Here is a 17,491-nt window from a genome sequence, read left to right on the forward strand (position 1 = left end):
AGCCCCTCCTATTCGGCGCGTGGCAATTTAACAGTAAACTCTGCGCCTGACCTATCGTTGCGGTTATGGGCGTTAATTTCCCCTAAATGTGCATCCACGATCTGTTTGGAGATCGACAAGCCCAAGCCGGAATGGTCGCCAAATTTCTCGCCATCCGGCCGATCTGTATAAAAGCGTTGAAACACTTTTTCCGCATTGCCGCGAATGCCACGTCCCTCATCGAGCACCCGCAATTCTATACATTGATGATCCGCCGACAATTGCACGGTCACCGTCGCGCCTTCAGGCGAAAACGAAACCGCATTGTCGACTAGATTGGTCACCACCTGTGCCAAACGTGAATCATGCCCCACCACCTCGCAAGGCGCATTATCCAAATTGTTTTCAAGCACAATTTTCACATCGCGCTTGGCGGCATTGTCTTCTTGAATGGAGATAATTGTTTCTGTGAGGCTAAGCAAATCCACACGGTCCGCAGATTCGCGGGCCAGTTCCGCATCCAATCGTGATGCATTGGAGATGTCGGAAATCAACCGATCCAAGCGGCGCACATCATGTTGGATGATGTTGGCGAGGCGCGTGCGGTCTTCCTCTTTTTTGGCCAGTGGCAAAGTTTCCACGGCGCTGCGCAAAGAGGTGAGCGGATTTTTCAACTCATGCGCCACATCTGCCGCAAAGCTTTCAATGGCATCAATCCGATTGTAAAGCGCGTTGGTCATGTCGCGCAGCGAGCCTGACAACAGGCCAATTTCGTCAGGACGTTGGGTAAAGTCTGGGATTTCTTCCCGGTCTTTGATCGAACGCCGTACCCGCTGGGCTGCTGCGGAAAGTCGGCGCATTGGCCCGGCAATTGTGCTGGCCAACAATAAAGACACCATGCTGGTGATGGTCGCCGCAATCACAAAGATGCGCACAACGTTCCAGCGTTCCTTTTCAACAATTGTATCAATAGTGCCAGGCTGGGTGGACAATAGCAGCACGCCAACATTTGCGCGCAAACGCTTCACGGGCACCGCAACCGACACAACCAAGCGATCAGTTGGATCTACCCGCACGATAGACGCAGCAGCGCCAGACATGGCTGAGGCGACTTCTGGATATTTGGTGCCCTCCGTGGAGCCATATTCCTGATAGCGCGGGAATTCTCGCGCCGCCAACATGCGGAAAAAGCGATTGACCCATTCGATCAAGAAGTAGTTTTCCCGTGGCGCTGATTGTGGTGTCGTGCCCAACACTTCACCTTGAATGTAAAGGTCCTCACTGTCGAGAATCATGAGGCCGTCGCGGTCGTAAATGCGCGCGCGCGTGCCTGTGGGGGTAATGAGGTTGCGCAATAAGGGCGCCACTCGTTCAGGGCTGATGGGAAACTCAAGGCTTGGATCAAAAAAGCTAAGCGTGGACAGCGGTGCGTCGCCTTGCAATTGCAAAAATTTGTCGGGGTCGAGCGTGATCACGTCGCTATCGACTGTGGCTGAAGCGGCAATGGCCCCGGCGATAATTTCGCCTTGCACCCGCAAGCTGTCGACCTGCGCATTGATCAACCCTGACCGCCATTGCGTTTGATTGATGATGGCCCCAACAAGCGCGGCCAGCGCCACAATATTGAGAATTACAATGCGCCGTGTGAGCGAGGAAAAAATGGTGAACGACAGCCACCGCCGCGCGGCCCGATATGCCAACAGCAGCGGATTTGTCTTTTTTGGTGGCACTGCAGAAGAGGCGGCGTCGCTGTCATGATCAGGCGCATCGGCTGCCACGTCAGCCTGTGTGTCGCCTGATGCGTCATGATCTCGGTCGTGGTGTGCTGATTTTTCCAGCGTCAAAAAGCCTATTGCTCCTTAAAGCGATACCCCACCCCATAAAGGGTCTCGATCATATCAAATTCTTTGTCGACAACGCGGAATTTCTTCCGCAAGCGCTTGATATGGCTATCAATCGTGCGGTCGTCAACATAGACCTGATCATCATAGGCTGCATCCATCAGGCTGTCACGGCTTTTGACCACACCAGGGCGCTGTGCCAAAGCAAACAGAATCAAAAATTCCGTTACGGTCAGGGTTACATTTTTCCCGTCCCATGTGCAGGTATGGCGTTCTTGATCCATGGCTAGGCGACCGCGCTCGATCATGGATTTGCCTTGCGGCTGATCGGCGTTGCCGCCAGCAGATTGAGTTTCGTTGCGAGCTTGGGCGCGGCGCAAAATTGCTTTTACGCGCTCAACCAAAAGGCGCTGAGAAAATGGCTTGGTGATAAAATCATCTGCGCCCATTTTAAGGCCAAACAATTCATCAATCTCGTCATCTTTTGAGGTGAGAAAAATCACGGGAACATCTGATTTTTGCCGCAGACGACGCAGCAATTCCATGCCATCCATGCGGGGCATCTTGATATCCAAAATCGCCAGATCCGGCATGTCTGAGGTCAATCCCTCTAGCCCGGACGCACCATCTGTGTAGGTGTTGACGCGATAGCCTTCGGCTTCCAATGTCATTGATACAGACGCCAGAATATTTTGGTCGTCATCGACCAGTGCGATCTTTGGCATTTAACATCCCTTTCGTTCGGCTTAATGAATCATAACATGAGTGAGGGCTGAATGTTCCAACCCTCAAGCCGAATTTTTCCAATTCTATTCGCCTCTTAGCTCACAAAATGCGCACAAATTGTGTCCAATGCAATGATTGGGCGAATAAATTGCCATGCAATCGAGCGAACCATATTGTGGTTAATGCGACTAAGCTGATCTAAACCATTATAAATATAAAGCTTTTCGCGATTATTTTTGCCTTAGACGAAGGTATTAAGACCTATCTCTAAATGCAACGATGGCGCTCAAACTGTAGGTTGGGCGCAGGAACTGGGCAGTTACATATTTTATTTTTGCCCAGCGAACTTTCAACAATCACATGGAATAGAGCGATGAGCACGATCACGCGGGCCGACGTCAACTCAAAAATCAAGTCTTTGGCGGCCAATCTCTCGTTTAATGACAAAGCGCCAAAGCTGGTTGAAAAAGCCCTGTCGCGCAACGAAGTTGAATTGAGTGCAGATGGTGCCGTTGTTGCAACAACCGGGCAACATACTGGCCGTTCGGCCAATGATAAATTCATCGTTGATGACAAGCTGACCCACGATACTGTTTGGTGGGACAATGCCAAAGCGATGACGCCGGAGAAATTTGATGTGTTGTTGGCGGACATGCTGGCCAGTGCTGAGGGCAAAGATTTGTTCGTTCAGCAGCTTTATGCCGGCGCGGATGTTAGCCAACAATTGAATGTTGAAGTGTTCACCGAGAATGCTTGGCACGCTTTGTTCATCCGCAATTTGCTGATCCGCCCAGCGTTGAACGCATTGAGCGATTTCGATGCTAATGTCACTATTGTGCACATGCCATCCTTTAAGGCTGATCCAGCGCGCCACGGCACACGGTCAGAAACTGTGATTGCCTTAGATTTCAGCCGCAACATGGTTGTGATTGGCGGCACCTTCTATGCTGGTGAGATCAAAAAATCAGTCTTCTCCTTGTTCAACTTCCATGCGCCACAAAATGGTGTTTTGCCGATGCATTGTTCAGCCAATATTGGCGAAGCGGGTGACACTGCATTGTTCTTCGGCCTTTCCGGCACTGGCAAAACCACCCTTTCAACAGATCCAAATCGGGTGTTGATTGGCGATGATGAGCATGGCTGGACTGCTGATGGCGTGTTCAACCTTGAAGGCGGTTGCTACGCCAAAACCATCAATCTGTCGCGTCAGGCTGAGCCTGAGATTTTCGCGGCGACTGAGCGTTTCGGCACCGTTTTGGAAAATGTGATTTTGGACGAAGAAACTTTGAAGCCTGACTTCAATGATGGCTCTTTGACCGAGAACACACGTGCAGCTTATCCGCTGACCGCGCTTGAAAATGTGTCGCGTACTGGCATCGGCCCTGTGCCGAAAACAGTGATGTTGCTCACCGCGGATGCGTTTGGTGTTTTGCCTCCAATTGCGCGGCTTACACCAGAGCAAGCGATCTATCACTTCTTGTCTGGCTACACTGCAAAAGTGGCTGGCACCGAACGCGGTGTGACCGAGCCTCAAGCAACGTTCTCTGCTTGCTTTGGTGCACCGTTCATGTCGCTACACCCAAGTGTTTACGGCAAGATGTTGAAAAAGCAGATCCGCGACAGCTTGGCAGAGTGTTGGTTGCTCAACACCGGCTGGACTGGCGGTGCATATGGCACAGGCAGCCGTATCTCCATCAAAGATACGCGCACCTTGTTGTCCGCCGCACTAACAGGCGAATTGGTGAATGCTGAAATGCGCGTGGACCCGATCTTCGGCTTTGAAGTGCCAACTGCTGTTGACGGTGTTGATCCAACCTTGTTGACACCACGCGCAACTTGGGCAGACGCTGAAGCCTATGACGCGCAAGCGGCCAAACTGGTCAAATTGTTTGAAGAAAACTTCAAAAAGTTTGGCGCTAGCGCCATCGAACTTGCAGATGCGGGGCCTAAATTGGCTGCCGCATAAGCATCACTATCATTTCATCCTCCTTTTATGTGGCTCCTTCGGGGGCCACTTTTTTGTGCCTTAGACTTGACCCTAACGCAGCGTCAGCCCCTATTTGGTGGGTCAGCGGAAAGGCAGGGTGAAGATGCAGACCTATTTGATCAAACAAGTGGCAGAGATGGCAGGCGTAACCGTGCGCACGCTGCACCATTATGACCAAATCGGTTTGTTGTCTCCCGCCTATATTGGCGAAAATGGCTATCGCTATTACACGCGCGAAGAATTGCTGCGCTTGCAGCAAATCATGTTTTTTCGCGAAATGGATATGCCCCTCAAAGCGATCCAGCGTGTTATGGCAAGCGCCGAGTTTGAACGGTTGCAACAAATGAAGTTGCATCGAGATAAGTTGGCGCAAAATGTCGATCGTCAAAGAGAATTGCTGACGGTGATTGACCGCTCAATCGCTGAATTGAACGGAGACATTAAAATGAACAATGAGGAATTGTACAAAGGGTTCTCGCCCGAAAAACAAAAAGCCTATCAGGATGAATTGGTGTCCAAACATGGCGGCCAAATGCGCGACAAGGTTGAAAACTCAAATCGCAAATTTGACCAAGATGCACAGGCGCACACTGGCGGCGAGGCTGGGCTCGTGAATGAGCGCATGGAGCAGTTAAAGCAAATCGAAGGTGAATTGATTTTGATGATGCAGGCAGGCAAAGCGGCGCATGATGCCGAGGTGCTTGACCTTATTGCCCGTCATCATAAATGGGTTGGCCAATGGTGGAACAAACAGCCCGATGCGCAAAGCTATGCGGGGTTGGCAGACATGTATAAATATACGCCCGATTTCGTAACCCGCTATGAACGCTTGGCTGATGGCTTTACCGAATTTTTGGTGGACGCCATGAAGACATTCGCCACCGAAAAGCTTTGAAGTGGGGCGCAACGGTGCACCACCTATTTGGTGCGGTAGTGATAGCGATAAAGCTCGGTTGAAAAGCCCAGTTTGGCATAAAGATTGGTGGCTGGTGCATTTTCAGCCACCACTTGCAGCGCCGCTTCCGTGCAACCTTGCGCACGGGCCCAAGCGAGCAAACTGCCCACTACGTTGGCCGCGAGGCCTTGGCGGCGATATTTGGGGTCAGTCGCTACCGCCTCAATAATGGCAAGGTCACCAACCAGCACCACATATGCTATGGCACCAATGCGCCCATCAACTTTCGCCTCACCATAGGCAACTGGCAACGCAATTTTTCCCAGCATGTCGCTGAATACTTGTTGCTGCTGGCCATCCTCTTCCGCGAGGGAAAAATAGAAATTCAACCAGCTCTCTGGTGCGTTTTCAGTTGAGATGTCGACTTTTGACGCCAGATTGAAGTGTGTCAGGTCAGGCGCAAAAAGTGTGATGGTTTCAGCCTCCCGGGCATAGCCATTTTCGGCCAAAACATTATCGAGTTCTGCGCCAATCTCTGGCATACGAAAGCACGGGCGCATTTGAAAATGATCAAAAAATGATTCTGCCTGAGCTATAAACTCTTCGCCCTGCAAGCGCGGTCCATTGATCGGGTTAAAAGAATTGGCGCGGCGCGAGCGATTTGAACCGCTATAGCGGAACACATAGCCACAAATATTTTGCGCATGTAGAGACGGCCAAGCCAGCTGACAAGCCTCTTCAACCCGCCAGCATAATGCGAGATCTGCGTGCATTTTTATCTCTTATAGTGGGGTGTAGAAGATATGAGCGCCGATTTTTTTCACGGGCTGATAAGCAGTTGCCCAACTCGGCGATACGCGTGCCGCGTGATAAAACAAAGTTGTTGCTGGCAAAGCGTCTAAATGGTCACGCTGTTGGAAGCGTTTGAAAGCCGTGTTGGCAATCAAGCCAGCCTTCACCCAACTTTCGCGCACAATGCGATTGCCCTTGCCGCCATTGTCCGATTTGCCATCGCAAGCAAATGAGAACTGGCAAGAATGCATGCGGTGAGCATTTTGGAACACAACGCCGCAAACGGTGTTTGGATATTTAGGGTGCTGCACCCGATTGAGAATCACTTGTGCAACAGCCCACTGGCCATCTTCCGGCTCGCCACGCGCTTCATGATAGATCGCTTGTGTGAGGCAAATCTTTTCTTTGGCAGCAATGGCGCGCTTTTCTTTGGTGGGTTTGTATTTGGTTTGGGCATATTTTGCCAAAAGCTCAGGAGTGAGCGAGTTGGCCGCCTGCTGTGAGGCAGCAGGCAATGCGGCAAGGAGCAAAAACGCCACAGCCAACCCGTATTGCAAAATAGATTTTGCCACCCTTAACAACCCCATTTCCCCGATCGCTCGAAAGCGTGTTTGAAACTTATTCATTCTTTTAGCGGAAATCGAGCTCTTTGTTAAGTAATGGTTAACCCTAAAAATTTGCATTTTTTTCATAAATAGGATCAACTGTTTTGGTCCAACCACACATCTTTTCTTCTTACAGTGCTGACCTGACCTGTTCCGGGTTCAGATTTGTTTGCGAGAAAACCCAGAAAGTGATTCAAATGTCCCTTATCTCCCCCAGCCCACCGCTATCGGAGCTCAATCGACGACAAGTGCAATGGATTGGCGCTGGCTTTATTATGACCTTTGCCTCCATGGGGGGGCAGACGATTTTTATTGCCCAGTTCAACACGGAAATTCGCAACTTTTTCAATTTGACTGACGGGCAGTTTGGGCAGCTCTACATGTTGGCCACCTTGGCGAGCGCGATTTTGATTTCCATTGTTGGCAATTTAGCAGACCGTATTGGCCCAAGGCTTTTGGGTATTATTTGTATGGTCGGCCTCGCCGTTATGACACTGGTGATGTCCCAGGTCGGCAATTTGGTGATGTTGGTGTTGGCGCTATTCGGGCTGCGCTTTTTTGGCCAAGGTATGTTGCCGCATGTGGCACAAACGGCCATGGCCCGTTGGTTCAACCGTTTTCGCGGGCGTGCTCTCGCCTTTTCGCAAATGGGCTACACGTTGGGGGAGGCGATTTTGCCATTCTCCGTGACAGTGGGCATTTTGGCAATCGGCTGGCGCAATGTGTGGATTGCGGCGGCAGGCATTTTGATTGTCGTCTTTATCCCTATTATCACTTTTTTGCTGCGCGATCCACCGGATGGCAAGCGCGCAAAAGCCCGGGGTGAAGTCAACCCTGATGGCGGCGAAGAGGGTAAAGTGACGGGCGAACATTGGACGCGCGCCAATGTGCTAAAAGACCCGCTCTTTTATTTGCTGGTTTTCGGGGCCATGACTTTGCCGGCCTTGGCCACCATCTATTTCTTCCACCAGGCCCATTTGGTGGGCATTAAAGGCTGGTCAGTTTTAACATACACGGCGTGGCTGCCGCTCATGTCAGCCACCAATGTTGTTATGGCTTTGGCGACAGGTTTTTTGGTCGATCGGTTTGGCGCCTTCCGCATGTTACCCTTCTTTTTGCTGCCCATGGGCATCGCAAGTTTGGTCATGGCGAGTTTCAATGCGCAATGGGCCATCCCGCTCTTTTTCATGTTTGTAGCGCTTTCAGGCGGCATGGCACCATCAGTTGCTGGCGCGCTTTGGGCGGAGATTTACGGCACCGCCCATATTGGTGGCATTCGTGCATTAGCCATCGCGGGCATGGTGTTCGCTTCCGCCGCGGGTCCGGGCATTTCTGGCATGTTAATTGATGCAGACATCAATTTGGCGCAGCAAAGTTGGGGCAACGCCATTTATTGCTTCGCGATTTCGACTCTATATTTGGCGCTTCAACCCAAGCTAGCGGCGCGCCGGAATGAAATGATGTCGAGCTAGCAGCCTGCAAAATGGTTGGTGAGAAAGTTTTTCCACCCTTTCTCACCGCCCTTTTGAGTCGACAACAAATCAAGCTTAAAATCTTTATAGCCCAAATGGTTCGGGATATTGAGCTCAGCTAATTCCAAATGGCCGTGCATCGGGTCGAAAATAAGTTGGCCAATTTCGCTGTTTTCGCCAACAAAGCTCAAGCTAAACCGATGGGAAATCGCTGTATACTCTTCGTCATATGTTGCCTTCACGGTGCCCACATATGTCAGTGGTTCTTCCAATGAAGGATCAGCCAGCAAGAGCGGCAGTCCAAAATTAAAATCTGACTTTGGATTTTCTGCCAATTGATGCGCGATGGTGAGGCTGGCGAAATCGAAATCGTACAGATGCCAAGGTGTGTGCTCCACTTGTGTCGATTTTTTAATCACAGGCATGTTGGGCAGCTCGACACGTATGGAAAGTGCCTTTGCCGCTTCGTCATATGTGAGAAACGCGAAATCGAAATGCTCTGCATCCGGCAAAAGACGTGCGCCAGTGATCGACGATGCCACCCCGCTTTCCGGATCTAGTTTGGCATGAACAAACGCCGCGTCTGTGCATTTTTCGCGTGCCTTGTACACCTCGACGGCGTCCTTTGACGCGTAAAAGACCGAGATCTGCTCTGGTAAACTACCGTCCTGATTTGAGCGCTCATAATGATAGATTGTGCCCACCTGATCAGTCTCTGCATGTGCGGCGCTTGGCATCGCAATTGTTGTGGCGCAAAGCCCGGCCACTATGAGGGCATTTGTCGTTGAACTTATCTGGCGCATATTTTCCTCGGAGGCTTTTAATTGGGTCGGCCAGATATGGGGGCGATTGATTGGGATTCAAGTTTGCGCAATGCTGCCTTTAGGAGGAGAGCAAGATGGGCTTCGACATTCACATTATCGATCACACGAATATGAATCTGTTGGATGCGGTGGCACCCGACGTTTTCGACGCGCCGATCAAACCACAATTGCTGTCAGCGTTTTGCGACCAGCCTAGCCACTTTATGGCTGTGGCCGAAAAGGACCATTTGGTGGTGGGACAAATTCGCGCCATTTTGCACTTTAATCCTGATGAGCCGCCCACGCTTTACATCGACAATTTGGGCGTGGCTCCGACGCAAAAGCGCAAAGGGATAGCGACATCCCTTTTTGCGGCATCCCTTCAATGGGCGCAAAAACATGGTGTTCAAAGTTTTTGGGTTGCGACGGAGTTGGACAATAAAGAGGCCAACGGATTTTATCGAAGTCAAAGCCTTAGCGGGAACAAGATGATCTACTATGAAGGCACATTTTCTGCCGACTAGCACACTTAGCGCATGTTCGAAGTTAATTAAACTATTATTTTAATTTTTTATCTTTTAAATTTCACTTGATCCATTTCTGTTTGAGCCTATTTCTATAGCTCCATTATCAAAGGAGTGCGATATGATTAGGTGGATTGTGGCGGGAATTTTGCTGGGTTGCGGCTTGACCCAGGCGTGGGCAGACGATGATTTTTCGGCCCTAAAATCTGAATTTGAGAATATGTTGGTGGCACAAGAAATTCCCGGCGCGGCCATGGCTCTGGTGGGGCCGGAGGGTGCGATTGGCAAGCTTTGCTTTGGCTATGCTGACTTGGAAGCCGCGCAAAAGGTAACTGGGGAAACCGCATTTACGCTCGGTTCAACGTCCAAGATGCTGATCGGGGTCAGCATGATGCAGGCAGCGGCGCACGGTGAACTGAAGCTTGATCAAAACATTGCCGAATTTATTGAATTCGAGATCGGGGCCGAAAATGGCGCAAGCATGAGCTTCACTGATTTGGCTCAACATCGTGCCGGTATCAATGATCGCAGTTCACTTTATTATTCCACACACACCTACCATCAAGATGGAGACCATCCGACGGCGTTAGATGACTATTTGGCTGATTATCTCAGCCCCGGTGGTGCACAGTTCGATCCGAAGGCCAATTTCGTTGAGCCCGGACAATATCACTATAGCAATATTGGTTCGGCGCTTGCAGCTTACGCGGTGGCCGAAGCGACCAACGTGCCGTTTGATCAATTGACCGAGGAGCGTATTTTCAAGCCACTCGGCATGAAGAACACCCATTGGCATTTGCGCGACTTTCAGGCTGGTGAATTGGCCCGGCCTTATTACGACGCGCCTCTGCCAGATTTCATGCCCAATCGCCCGTATAGTTTGGCCACTTGGCCAGATGGTGGCCTGCGCTCCTCCATTAGTGATCTTTCGACCTTTATGGCAATGATGATCAATGAGGGGAGTTTTAATGGCGAAACTTTATTGGACACCAAAGATTTTCATCGGCTTTACGCTGGCCAAATCGAGAGTGACGCAAAAGCCTATGGTCTATTTTTGGAAAAATTCCGCCTGAAAGGGCCTTTGCCCGAACGCACAAGCTTTTGGGGCCATACAGGCAGCGACCCCGGCGCGGTGAGCTTTGCCATTTATAATCGTGACTGGAAACGCGGCGTTGTATTGCTGCTTAATGGCGAGCCGGACGACGATATGGCCAACGCGTTTTTCGCCGCAAGTTTCCATTTGTTTAAACTTGAGGACGCACTCAAATCTGCAAGCAATTGCGACTAGGCGCTTCGCCCGAGCTGCCCCAACAGTTCGGGCTACTTTTTGAGCAAATTGCGCGCGCCGAACACCACAAAACTGATAATTGCCAAGGCAATGAGGATGAAGGTGAGCGGCAAAAAGAAGCTTTCTTGCACCACATTATTTTCATCTAGACGACCGCCATAAAAAATGGCCTCGGCAATGTATGATGCGGCGGCTAAAGCCAATAGGATCAACGGGGCAACGATAAAAGTTTTACGCATTTTTCATTCCACTTTTAGAACGTGAGCATGATTTGCTAGGCCTAAAAAATGGCAATTCAACGGCGTTATTTTGCGTTTAAGATAAACGCTGCGCCATCTCGCGCATATGGCGCAAGTCTGTGCCGCAACATCCACCAAATATCTGAAAATGGGGAAAACGCTGTTTGATGTGTCCGATTGCCTCCCCGAGTTCCTGAGGGTCGCCATCATCCAATTGATCGGCTGCGTCAAGCTCTTCATGGCTGCACCGAGAGGCGTTGACCACGACGCCCTTGAGCCTTTTGATCCAAGGGGCATCAACAAGATTTGCCATAAAGTGGTCAGGATGCGCGCAATTGATCAAAAAATAGTCGGTGTAATGATTTGTGACAGCATCTACCCTCTCGATTGCTTCCCCCAAAGCCATGCCCGTTGGCAATTTGCCATCCGTTTCTAGCGTGAACGAAATGGCTATGGGCAAACTATGATGCTGCGCGGCCCGAACAATACCAATCACTTCCTCGGAGTATGACATTGTGAAGGCACTCACAATGTCCGGACTGCCCTGAGCAATTTGTGCCATTTGGATCGCGTGATAGCGCTCGGCCTCTGTTTCATCCATTTGCATGTGTGGGCGATAACCGTCGCAACGCGGGCCGATTTGGGCGCTGATCCGCAGCGGCACATCAGCATTTTTGCTCGCCATTTGATGCAACAGTTTCAACGCCGCAAAATTGGCGCTGGCCAACTGCTCACGGTTATATCCGAGCGGCGCGGCACGGTCTCCATTCGCCATCCAAGTGGCGCTTTCCAACATCGTGCCACAACCAAACTCTCGCGCTAGATCTATCTGTTCTTGATAGGATTTAACCAACCGGTTGCGCCCCGCCTCACTTTCCAGCAATGGAAAGGTGGCGAAGCCCGGCAGATCGACATTTTGGTTGAAGATCAAATCTGTTTCTAAGCCAGTATAGCAAAGAAAGCATGTCTCAGAATTTTGCCCCAACCGGGTCAATGCGCATCGTTCCAATTGTCCGCGGCGCGTGCATCCACTTCAAGCGGCACGCTGAGTTGTACCGCAGGCAATGGCGCATCGCACATAACTTTTTGGATCAGCGGAATCGCGTCGTTCGCCGATTCTTCCGGCACTTCGAAAATCAATTCATCGTGCACTTGCAACAGCATATCCGCCGGTACAGAGCTTTCCTGCAGCACTGCTTCCATTCGGATCATGGCGCGGCGGATAATGTCTGCGGCGGTGCCTTGAATCGGCGCATTGATGGCCGCCCTTTCATAAAAGGCGCGGTGCCCTTGGTTTTTGGTGTTGATTTCCGGGAAGAAGGCTTTTCGGCCAAACAGGGTCTCCACATAGCCCTTGTCGTGCGCGAACTTTTTCATCTCATTCATATAGTCTTGAATGCCGGGGAACCGCTCAAAATAGGTTTTGATATAGTCGCTGGCTTCCGAGCGCGAGATGCCCAATTGGTTTGCCAAGCCAAAAGCGGAGATGCCATATATGATCCCGAAATTGATGGCCTTCGCTTGCCGTCGCACCATTGGGTCCATGCCCTCTATCGGCACATTGAACATTTCCGAGGCCGTCATGGCGTGAATGTCCAAACCGTCCGAAAATGCTTTTTTCAACGCATCAATGTCGGCAATATGGGCCAAAACACGTAGTTCGATCTGGCTATAGTCAGCCGAAATGAGTTTTTTGCCTTTTTCGGCCACAAATGCGGTTCTGATTTTGCGGCCATCTTCAGACCGCACCGGAATGTTTTGCAAGTTCGGATCGGAAGAGGACAAGCGCCCCGTGGCCACTGCCGCTTGCGCATAAGATGTGTGCACCCGCCCCGTATGCGGGTTAATGAATTCGGGCAGCGCGTCTGTGTAGGTCGATTTCAATTTCGACAAGCCGCGCCAATCGAGCACTTTTTGTGCCAAATCATTGCCTTCAGCAGCCAAATCATCCAACACGCTTGCGCCTGTTTGCCAGGCACCTGTTTTGGTTTTCTTGCCGCCGGGCAATTCCATTTTGCCAAACAAGATATCGCCCAATTGCTTTGGGGAACCAATATTGAATTTCTCGCCTGCCAGCTCGTGCGCCTCCGCCTCAAGTGCTGCAGCGCGTTGGGCAAATTCGCCGGATAATTGGCTCAAGATTTGACGGTTTACATGAATGCCACGCGCTTCTATGCGCGCCAATACGGGCACCAATGGCCGCTCAATGGTCTCGTAAAGTGTGGTTGCTTTTTCGGCCACCACACGTTGCTTCAAAAGATGCCAAAGGCGCAGCGTGATGTCCGCATCCTCTGCTGCATATTTAGACGCAGATTCGATTTCCAGAAGGTCGAAGGTTTTTTGTTTTTTGCCTGTGCCCGCCAAATCTGTAAATTTGATCGGCGTATGGTTCAGCCACTTTTCAGAGAGCGCATCCATGCCATTATTGCGCGCACCATCTGTGGTGTAAGACATCAACATGGTGTCATCAATGGGCGACATTTCGATGCCATAGCGCATCAACATGCCCATATCATATTTCATATTTTGCCCAATTTTGAGGATGGAGCGCGCCTCCAACACAGGCTTTAATGCGCTCAAAACATCGGCCAGTGGCAATTGATCCGGTGCCATGCCGCCGCCCAGCAGATCATCTTCGCCAGACTTGTGTTGCAACGGGATATAACACCCCTCGCCCATCTCTGTGGCCAAGCAAATGCCCACAAGGTCAGCCTGTTGATTATCGAGGCCCGTGGTCTCTGTGTCGATGGCCACATAGCCTTTGTCCCAAATGGCTTCCACCCATTTTTGCAACGCCTCGGAGGTGCGGACAGTTTCATACTTGTCATGATCAACGGGAATCGCCTGCACCTCGGCCAAACGTTTTTCAAACAGGCCCATCGGTGTGTGTTCGCCTGAGGCAGCGCTTGCTGTGGCTTCCACTTCGCTTTCATCCGCGGCCAGACTTTCATCAGCCTCGATCTCATCCGCATCCGCCTCCAAGGCCGACGCGACACGCTTGGTTATGGTGGTGAATTCCATTGCCTTTAGAAATGGGATCACATCGCTGGCGCTGATGGGCTGGCGCGCCAATTCATCAAGCGGCACCTCCACTGGCACATCAGCTTTCAACGTTACCAAATCGCGCGAAATCCGCGCCTGATCGGCAAATTCGATCAGCTTTTCGCGGCGTTTGTTTTGCTTAATCTCGCCTGCTCGTTCCAGAAGCGTATCAAGATCGCCAAATTCTGCAATTAGCTGCGCTGCCGTTTTGATCCCGATGCCGGGCACGCCCGGCACATTATCCACGCTATCGCCCGCGAGCGATTGAATATCGATCACCTTGTCCGGACCGCAGCCAAACTTCTCCTGCACTTCGTCAAAGCTGATCCATTTGTTTTTCATGGTATCGAGCATCGAGATTTTATCAGACACCAACTGCATCAAATCTTTATCACTCGACACGATTGTCACCCGCATGCCTTTGGCCTCAGCCTGACGAGCATAAGTGGCAATCAGATCATCAGCTTCAAAGCCTTCTTGCTCCACCGAGGCAATGCCAAATGCGCGCGTCGCATCGCGCGTCAGCGGGAATTGCGGCACCAAATCTTCGGGCGCCGGCGGGCGATGGGCTTTATATTCAGGATAGAAATCATTGCGAAATGTTTTGCCAGAATGGTCGAATATCACCGCCATATGGGTGGGATTTTCTTCCCCCTCAAAATCCAAGGTCAGCTTATAAAGCATATTACAAAAGCCGGAGACCGCGCCCACGGGCAATCCATCCGATTTGCGCGCCAAAGGCGGCAGTGCGTGATAAGCACGGAAAATATAAGTGGAGCCATCAACGAGCAGCAGATGCATGATTATTCCCTAGATTGGTCATTCAGCGAAATATGAATCAATTCGATTGAACCATAATCTAATCGGATTGATCGGGCGGGTCTATGCACCTTTATTGATGGCAGCGATTTAGCTGTGTCGTGACCCGAATTTGGCCAGCATTGTCATAAGCTCTTCAACCGGTAGCGTCCCATCCATCAGGCTTACGTCGCGCTCTTTCACGTCGGGCCGTTCCAACGTGGCCAACTGGCTGTCCAGCAAGCTCGCAGGCATAAAATGTGCTGTCCGCGCCGCCATGCGTGTCCGCAACACATCCTTCGACACGTCAAGCAACACGAAATAGCACTGTTCAAAATGCGCCCGAAACACATCGCGATGTTTTTTCTTAAGCGCGGAACAGGCAACGATAACCTGCTCTTCATGCTCACTTTGAATCGCGCGACAAACCGCATCCAACCAGCCTACACGCATATGATCCGTCAGCGGCAAACCGCTGCGCATGTGGTCAATATTTTCCATTGGGTGATGGTCATCTGCGTCAAGAAACTGGGTATCTAATTTGTGCGCAAGCTTTGCGCCAACCGTCGACTTAGCAACGCCACTTACCCCGCAAACCATTAAGATATGCTTAGTTTTGTTCACATATCTGCCTCGAACTGTCCAACAAACTTACAACTTTCTTAGAAACTCTGAACCAGTAAACGTTAAGCCAAAACACAGAACTCACCGTGTCCACTTACGCCCACAATGTCACATGATTGAGAACTAAAAAATGCAAATAATTTTGCATCTTCCCCATTGTGAAGCGCGCCCGCTTGGTTTAAGTTCGCGCCACATTGTAGAGCCCCTGCGGCACAACTACATCATGTGCATCTAAGCACCCGTAGCTCAGCTGGATAGAGCGCTGCCCTCCGAAGGCAGAGGTCACACGTTCGAATCGTGTCGGGTGCACCAATTATTTCAGTGATTTAGCCAGTTTTTAGATTTTGGGCTTTTCCAAAAATAAGCACATCGTAAGCACGATGCAGCACGCCTCAGCAATGAAATATGCATTACTCACAACGCTCTTCGGCTTTATTGATTAGTGAACATGCGCAGTGATACGTTAATTGTCTCTAGTGGACATATAAATGATTATCCACTCGCTTGTATCTATATCCCAATAGCGGATGGTGTGGATGGCTCCTACACACCGGCGTTAAATGCGCCATAATGGCAGGTGTTATCACTGCTAGTATAGGAGCCACAAATGCAGATTATCACAATTGGCGTTGATCTTGCCAAGAATGTTATTCAGGTCCACGGCGTTTATGAAGATGGATCGGTCGCTTTCAACAAACCCTTACGTCGCGCCCAAATGCTGCCCTTCTTCGCAAAATTAGCCCCCTGCTTGATTGGTATAGAGGCTTGTGCATCGAGCCATTATTGGGCGCGTGAGCTGACGACGCTGGGTCATGAAGTAAAATTGATGCCAGCCACTTACGTAAAAGCCTATGTTAAACGCGGCAAATCGGATGCGGCAGACGCTGCTGCTATCTGCGAGGCTGTCACACGTCCCAGCATGCGGTTTGTGGCCATCAAGACAGAAGACCAGCAAGCTATATTAAGCCAACATAGTGTTCGTCAGGCACTGATCAATCAACGCACCCAGCTGGTAAACATGATCCGTGGTTTGCTCGCCGAGTTTGGGATTATTATTCCCAGAGGCATTGATCATTTGCGCCGCCTTGCGCGCGAGATGCAGGTTGGCGAACTTTTGGAAATTCCCGAGAGTGCTGAAGATGTCATTGCGCTGCTGTGCGATCAATTGATTGATCTTGATTTGCGCATCGCCAGGCTGGACAAGACCATCTCTGAGCAGGCCAAGCAGGATGAACGCATTGAACTACTACGAACCATACCCGGCATCGGGCCCCTAACAGCCTCCGCCATCGTTGCGACCATCGGCAATGGAAGGCAGTTTCGAAGTGCTCGCGACTTTGCTGCCTGGATCGGCCTGACGCCACTCAACAAATCGAGTGGTGGTAAACAAGTGTTGGGGCGCATAAGTCGCATGGGCAATCAATATCTACGCAAGCTTTTGGTCAACGGCATGGCAAGTCGCGTGCGCGCTGCCAAAACCAAACCTGAAAGAGCTGATCCATGGATGCTCAGCCTGCTCGAGCGCAAGCCCGTAAAGCTCGCGGCCGTTGCTATGGCAAACAAAACAGCTCGCATAGCATGGGCGGTGCTCACCAATGGCGAACCGTACAGGGAGATGAGTACAACCTAAAAAGAGAATAAGTTTGCAAGAACGTATGATGTGATGAATATCCGGGCCAGCCGGAGAGCCAAGACACCCCGCCAATGTCCGGGGACATAAATAGTCCGCCAAGCGGAATGGGACTTGGTTCGCGGAAATCATCAGGGCCAGCAGCATAAACCTGCATCAATAGGCCGGACACAGGACTGTATCTGATCTCGGAAATAAGTCACAAAAAGTACTTGCAATTACGGAGCCATCCACACAGGACATTGG

15 protein-coding genes and 1 tRNA gene are annotated in these 17,491 nt (G+C 50.8%); 7 read left to right on the forward strand and 9 right to left on the reverse strand.

The window, feature by feature from the left end:
- Positions 1–8 precede the first annotated feature (8 nt).
- Both ACP15Y_RS15460 and ACP15Y_RS15465 read right to left on the reverse strand, forming a co-directional pair.
- Positions 9–1,823 (reverse strand): stimulus-sensing domain-containing protein, encoded by a 1,815-nt coding sequence (locus tag ACP15Y_RS15460; RefSeq protein WP_424984011.1) that lies wholly within the window; start codon positions 1,821–1,823, stop codon positions 9–11.
- Between the two features lie 5 nt (positions 1,824–1,828).
- Positions 1,829–2,545, reverse strand: coding sequence for a response regulator transcription factor (locus ACP15Y_RS15465; RefSeq protein WP_027835586.1), 717 nt, complete (start codon positions 2,543–2,545; stop codon positions 1,829–1,831).
- Between the two features lie 374 nt (positions 2,546–2,919).
- Between ACP15Y_RS15465 and ACP15Y_RS15470 the strand changes: the two genes are divergently transcribed.
- Together ACP15Y_RS15470 and ACP15Y_RS15475 are read left to right on the forward strand one after the other, a co-directional pair.
- The gene (locus tag ACP15Y_RS15470; protein ID WP_424984012.1) at positions 2,920–4,512 is read left to right on the forward strand and encodes a phosphoenolpyruvate carboxykinase; all 1,593 of its coding nucleotides are present in this window, start codon (positions 2,920–2,922) and stop codon (positions 4,510–4,512) included.
- 124 nt (positions 4,513–4,636) lie between these two features.
- Complete coding sequence (locus ACP15Y_RS15475) at positions 4,637–5,428, forward strand: MerR family transcriptional regulator (RefSeq protein WP_424984013.1); 792 nt, start codon at positions 4,637–4,639, stop codon at positions 5,426–5,428.
- A gap of 23 nt (positions 5,429–5,451) precedes the next feature.
- Here ACP15Y_RS15475 and ACP15Y_RS15480 read toward each other — a convergent pair whose 3' ends face one another.
- Positions 5,452–6,201: a GNAT family N-acetyltransferase gene (locus ACP15Y_RS15480; RefSeq protein ID WP_424984014.1), complete on the reverse strand. Its 750-nt coding sequence runs from the start codon at positions 6,199–6,201 to the stop codon at positions 5,452–5,454.
- Positions 6,202–6,210: 9 nt separating this feature from the next.
- Positions 6,211–6,792: a cell wall hydrolase gene (locus ACP15Y_RS15485; RefSeq protein ID WP_424984015.1), complete on the reverse strand. Its 582-nt coding sequence runs from the start codon at positions 6,790–6,792 to the stop codon at positions 6,211–6,213.
- 230 nt (positions 6,793–7,022) lie between these two features.
- Between ACP15Y_RS15485 and ACP15Y_RS15490 the strand changes: the two genes are divergently transcribed.
- Positions 7,023–8,297, forward strand: a complete 1,275-nt coding sequence (locus ACP15Y_RS15490) for an MFS transporter (protein ID WP_424984016.1) — start codon at positions 7,023–7,025, stop codon at positions 8,295–8,297.
- Here ACP15Y_RS15490 and ACP15Y_RS15495 read toward each other — a convergent pair.
- Complete coding sequence (locus ACP15Y_RS15495) at positions 8,294–9,100, reverse strand: hypothetical protein (RefSeq protein ID WP_424984017.1); 807 nt, start codon at positions 9,098–9,100, stop codon at positions 8,294–8,296. The two genes, ACP15Y_RS15490 and ACP15Y_RS15495, sit on opposite strands and share 4 nt — an antisense overlap.
- Positions 9,101–9,195: 95 nt before the next feature.
- Between ACP15Y_RS15495 and ACP15Y_RS15500 the strand changes: the two genes are divergently transcribed.
- Positions 9,196–9,624, forward strand: a complete 429-nt coding sequence (locus tag ACP15Y_RS15500; protein WP_424984018.1) for a GNAT family N-acetyltransferase — start codon at positions 9,196–9,198, stop codon at positions 9,622–9,624.
- Between the two features lie 121 nt (positions 9,625–9,745).
- Positions 9,746–10,912: a serine hydrolase domain-containing protein gene (locus ACP15Y_RS15505; protein ID WP_424984019.1), complete on the forward strand. Its 1,167-nt coding sequence runs from the start codon at positions 9,746–9,748 to the stop codon at positions 10,910–10,912.
- Between the two features lie 32 nt (positions 10,913–10,944).
- Here ACP15Y_RS15505 and ACP15Y_RS15510 read toward each other — a convergent pair whose 3' ends face one another.
- From ACP15Y_RS15510 to ACP15Y_RS15525, 4 genes are all read right to left on the reverse strand, one after another.
- Positions 10,945–11,151 (reverse strand): DUF3955 domain-containing protein, encoded by a 207-nt coding sequence (locus tag ACP15Y_RS15510; protein WP_424984020.1) that lies wholly within the window; start codon positions 11,149–11,151, stop codon positions 10,945–10,947.
- A 76-nt stretch (positions 11,152–11,227) separates the two neighbouring features.
- A complete protein-coding gene (locus tag ACP15Y_RS15515) occupies positions 11,228–12,082 on the reverse strand; it encodes a homocysteine S-methyltransferase family protein (RefSeq protein WP_424984021.1) in 855 nt (284 codons plus the stop codon).
- A gap of 59 nt (positions 12,083–12,141) precedes the next feature.
- Entirely contained in the window at positions 12,142–14,994 is a 2,853-nt protein-coding gene (gene polA / locus ACP15Y_RS15520) for a DNA polymerase I (protein WP_424984022.1), read from the reverse strand.
- Positions 14,995–15,102: 108 nt separating this feature from the next.
- Complete coding sequence (locus ACP15Y_RS15525; protein ID WP_424984029.1) at positions 15,103–15,591, reverse strand: gluconokinase; 489 nt, start codon at positions 15,589–15,591, stop codon at positions 15,103–15,105.
- Between the two features lie 259 nt (positions 15,592–15,850).
- Here ACP15Y_RS15525 and ACP15Y_RS15530 point away from each other — a divergent pair.
- Positions 15,851–15,927: transfer RNA gene (locus ACP15Y_RS15530), tRNA-Arg, on the forward strand.
- 295 nt (positions 15,928–16,222) lie between these two features.
- Complete coding sequence (locus ACP15Y_RS15535; RefSeq protein WP_424982476.1) at positions 16,223–17,245, forward strand: IS110 family transposase; 1,023 nt, start codon at positions 16,223–16,225, stop codon at positions 17,243–17,245.
- The last annotated feature ends 246 nt before the right edge of the window (positions 17,246–17,491 follow it).

It is taken from the genome of Maritalea sp. S77, assembly GCF_049801075.1.
Lineage (GTDB): Bacteria > Pseudomonadota > Alphaproteobacteria > Rhizobiales > Devosiaceae > Maritalea.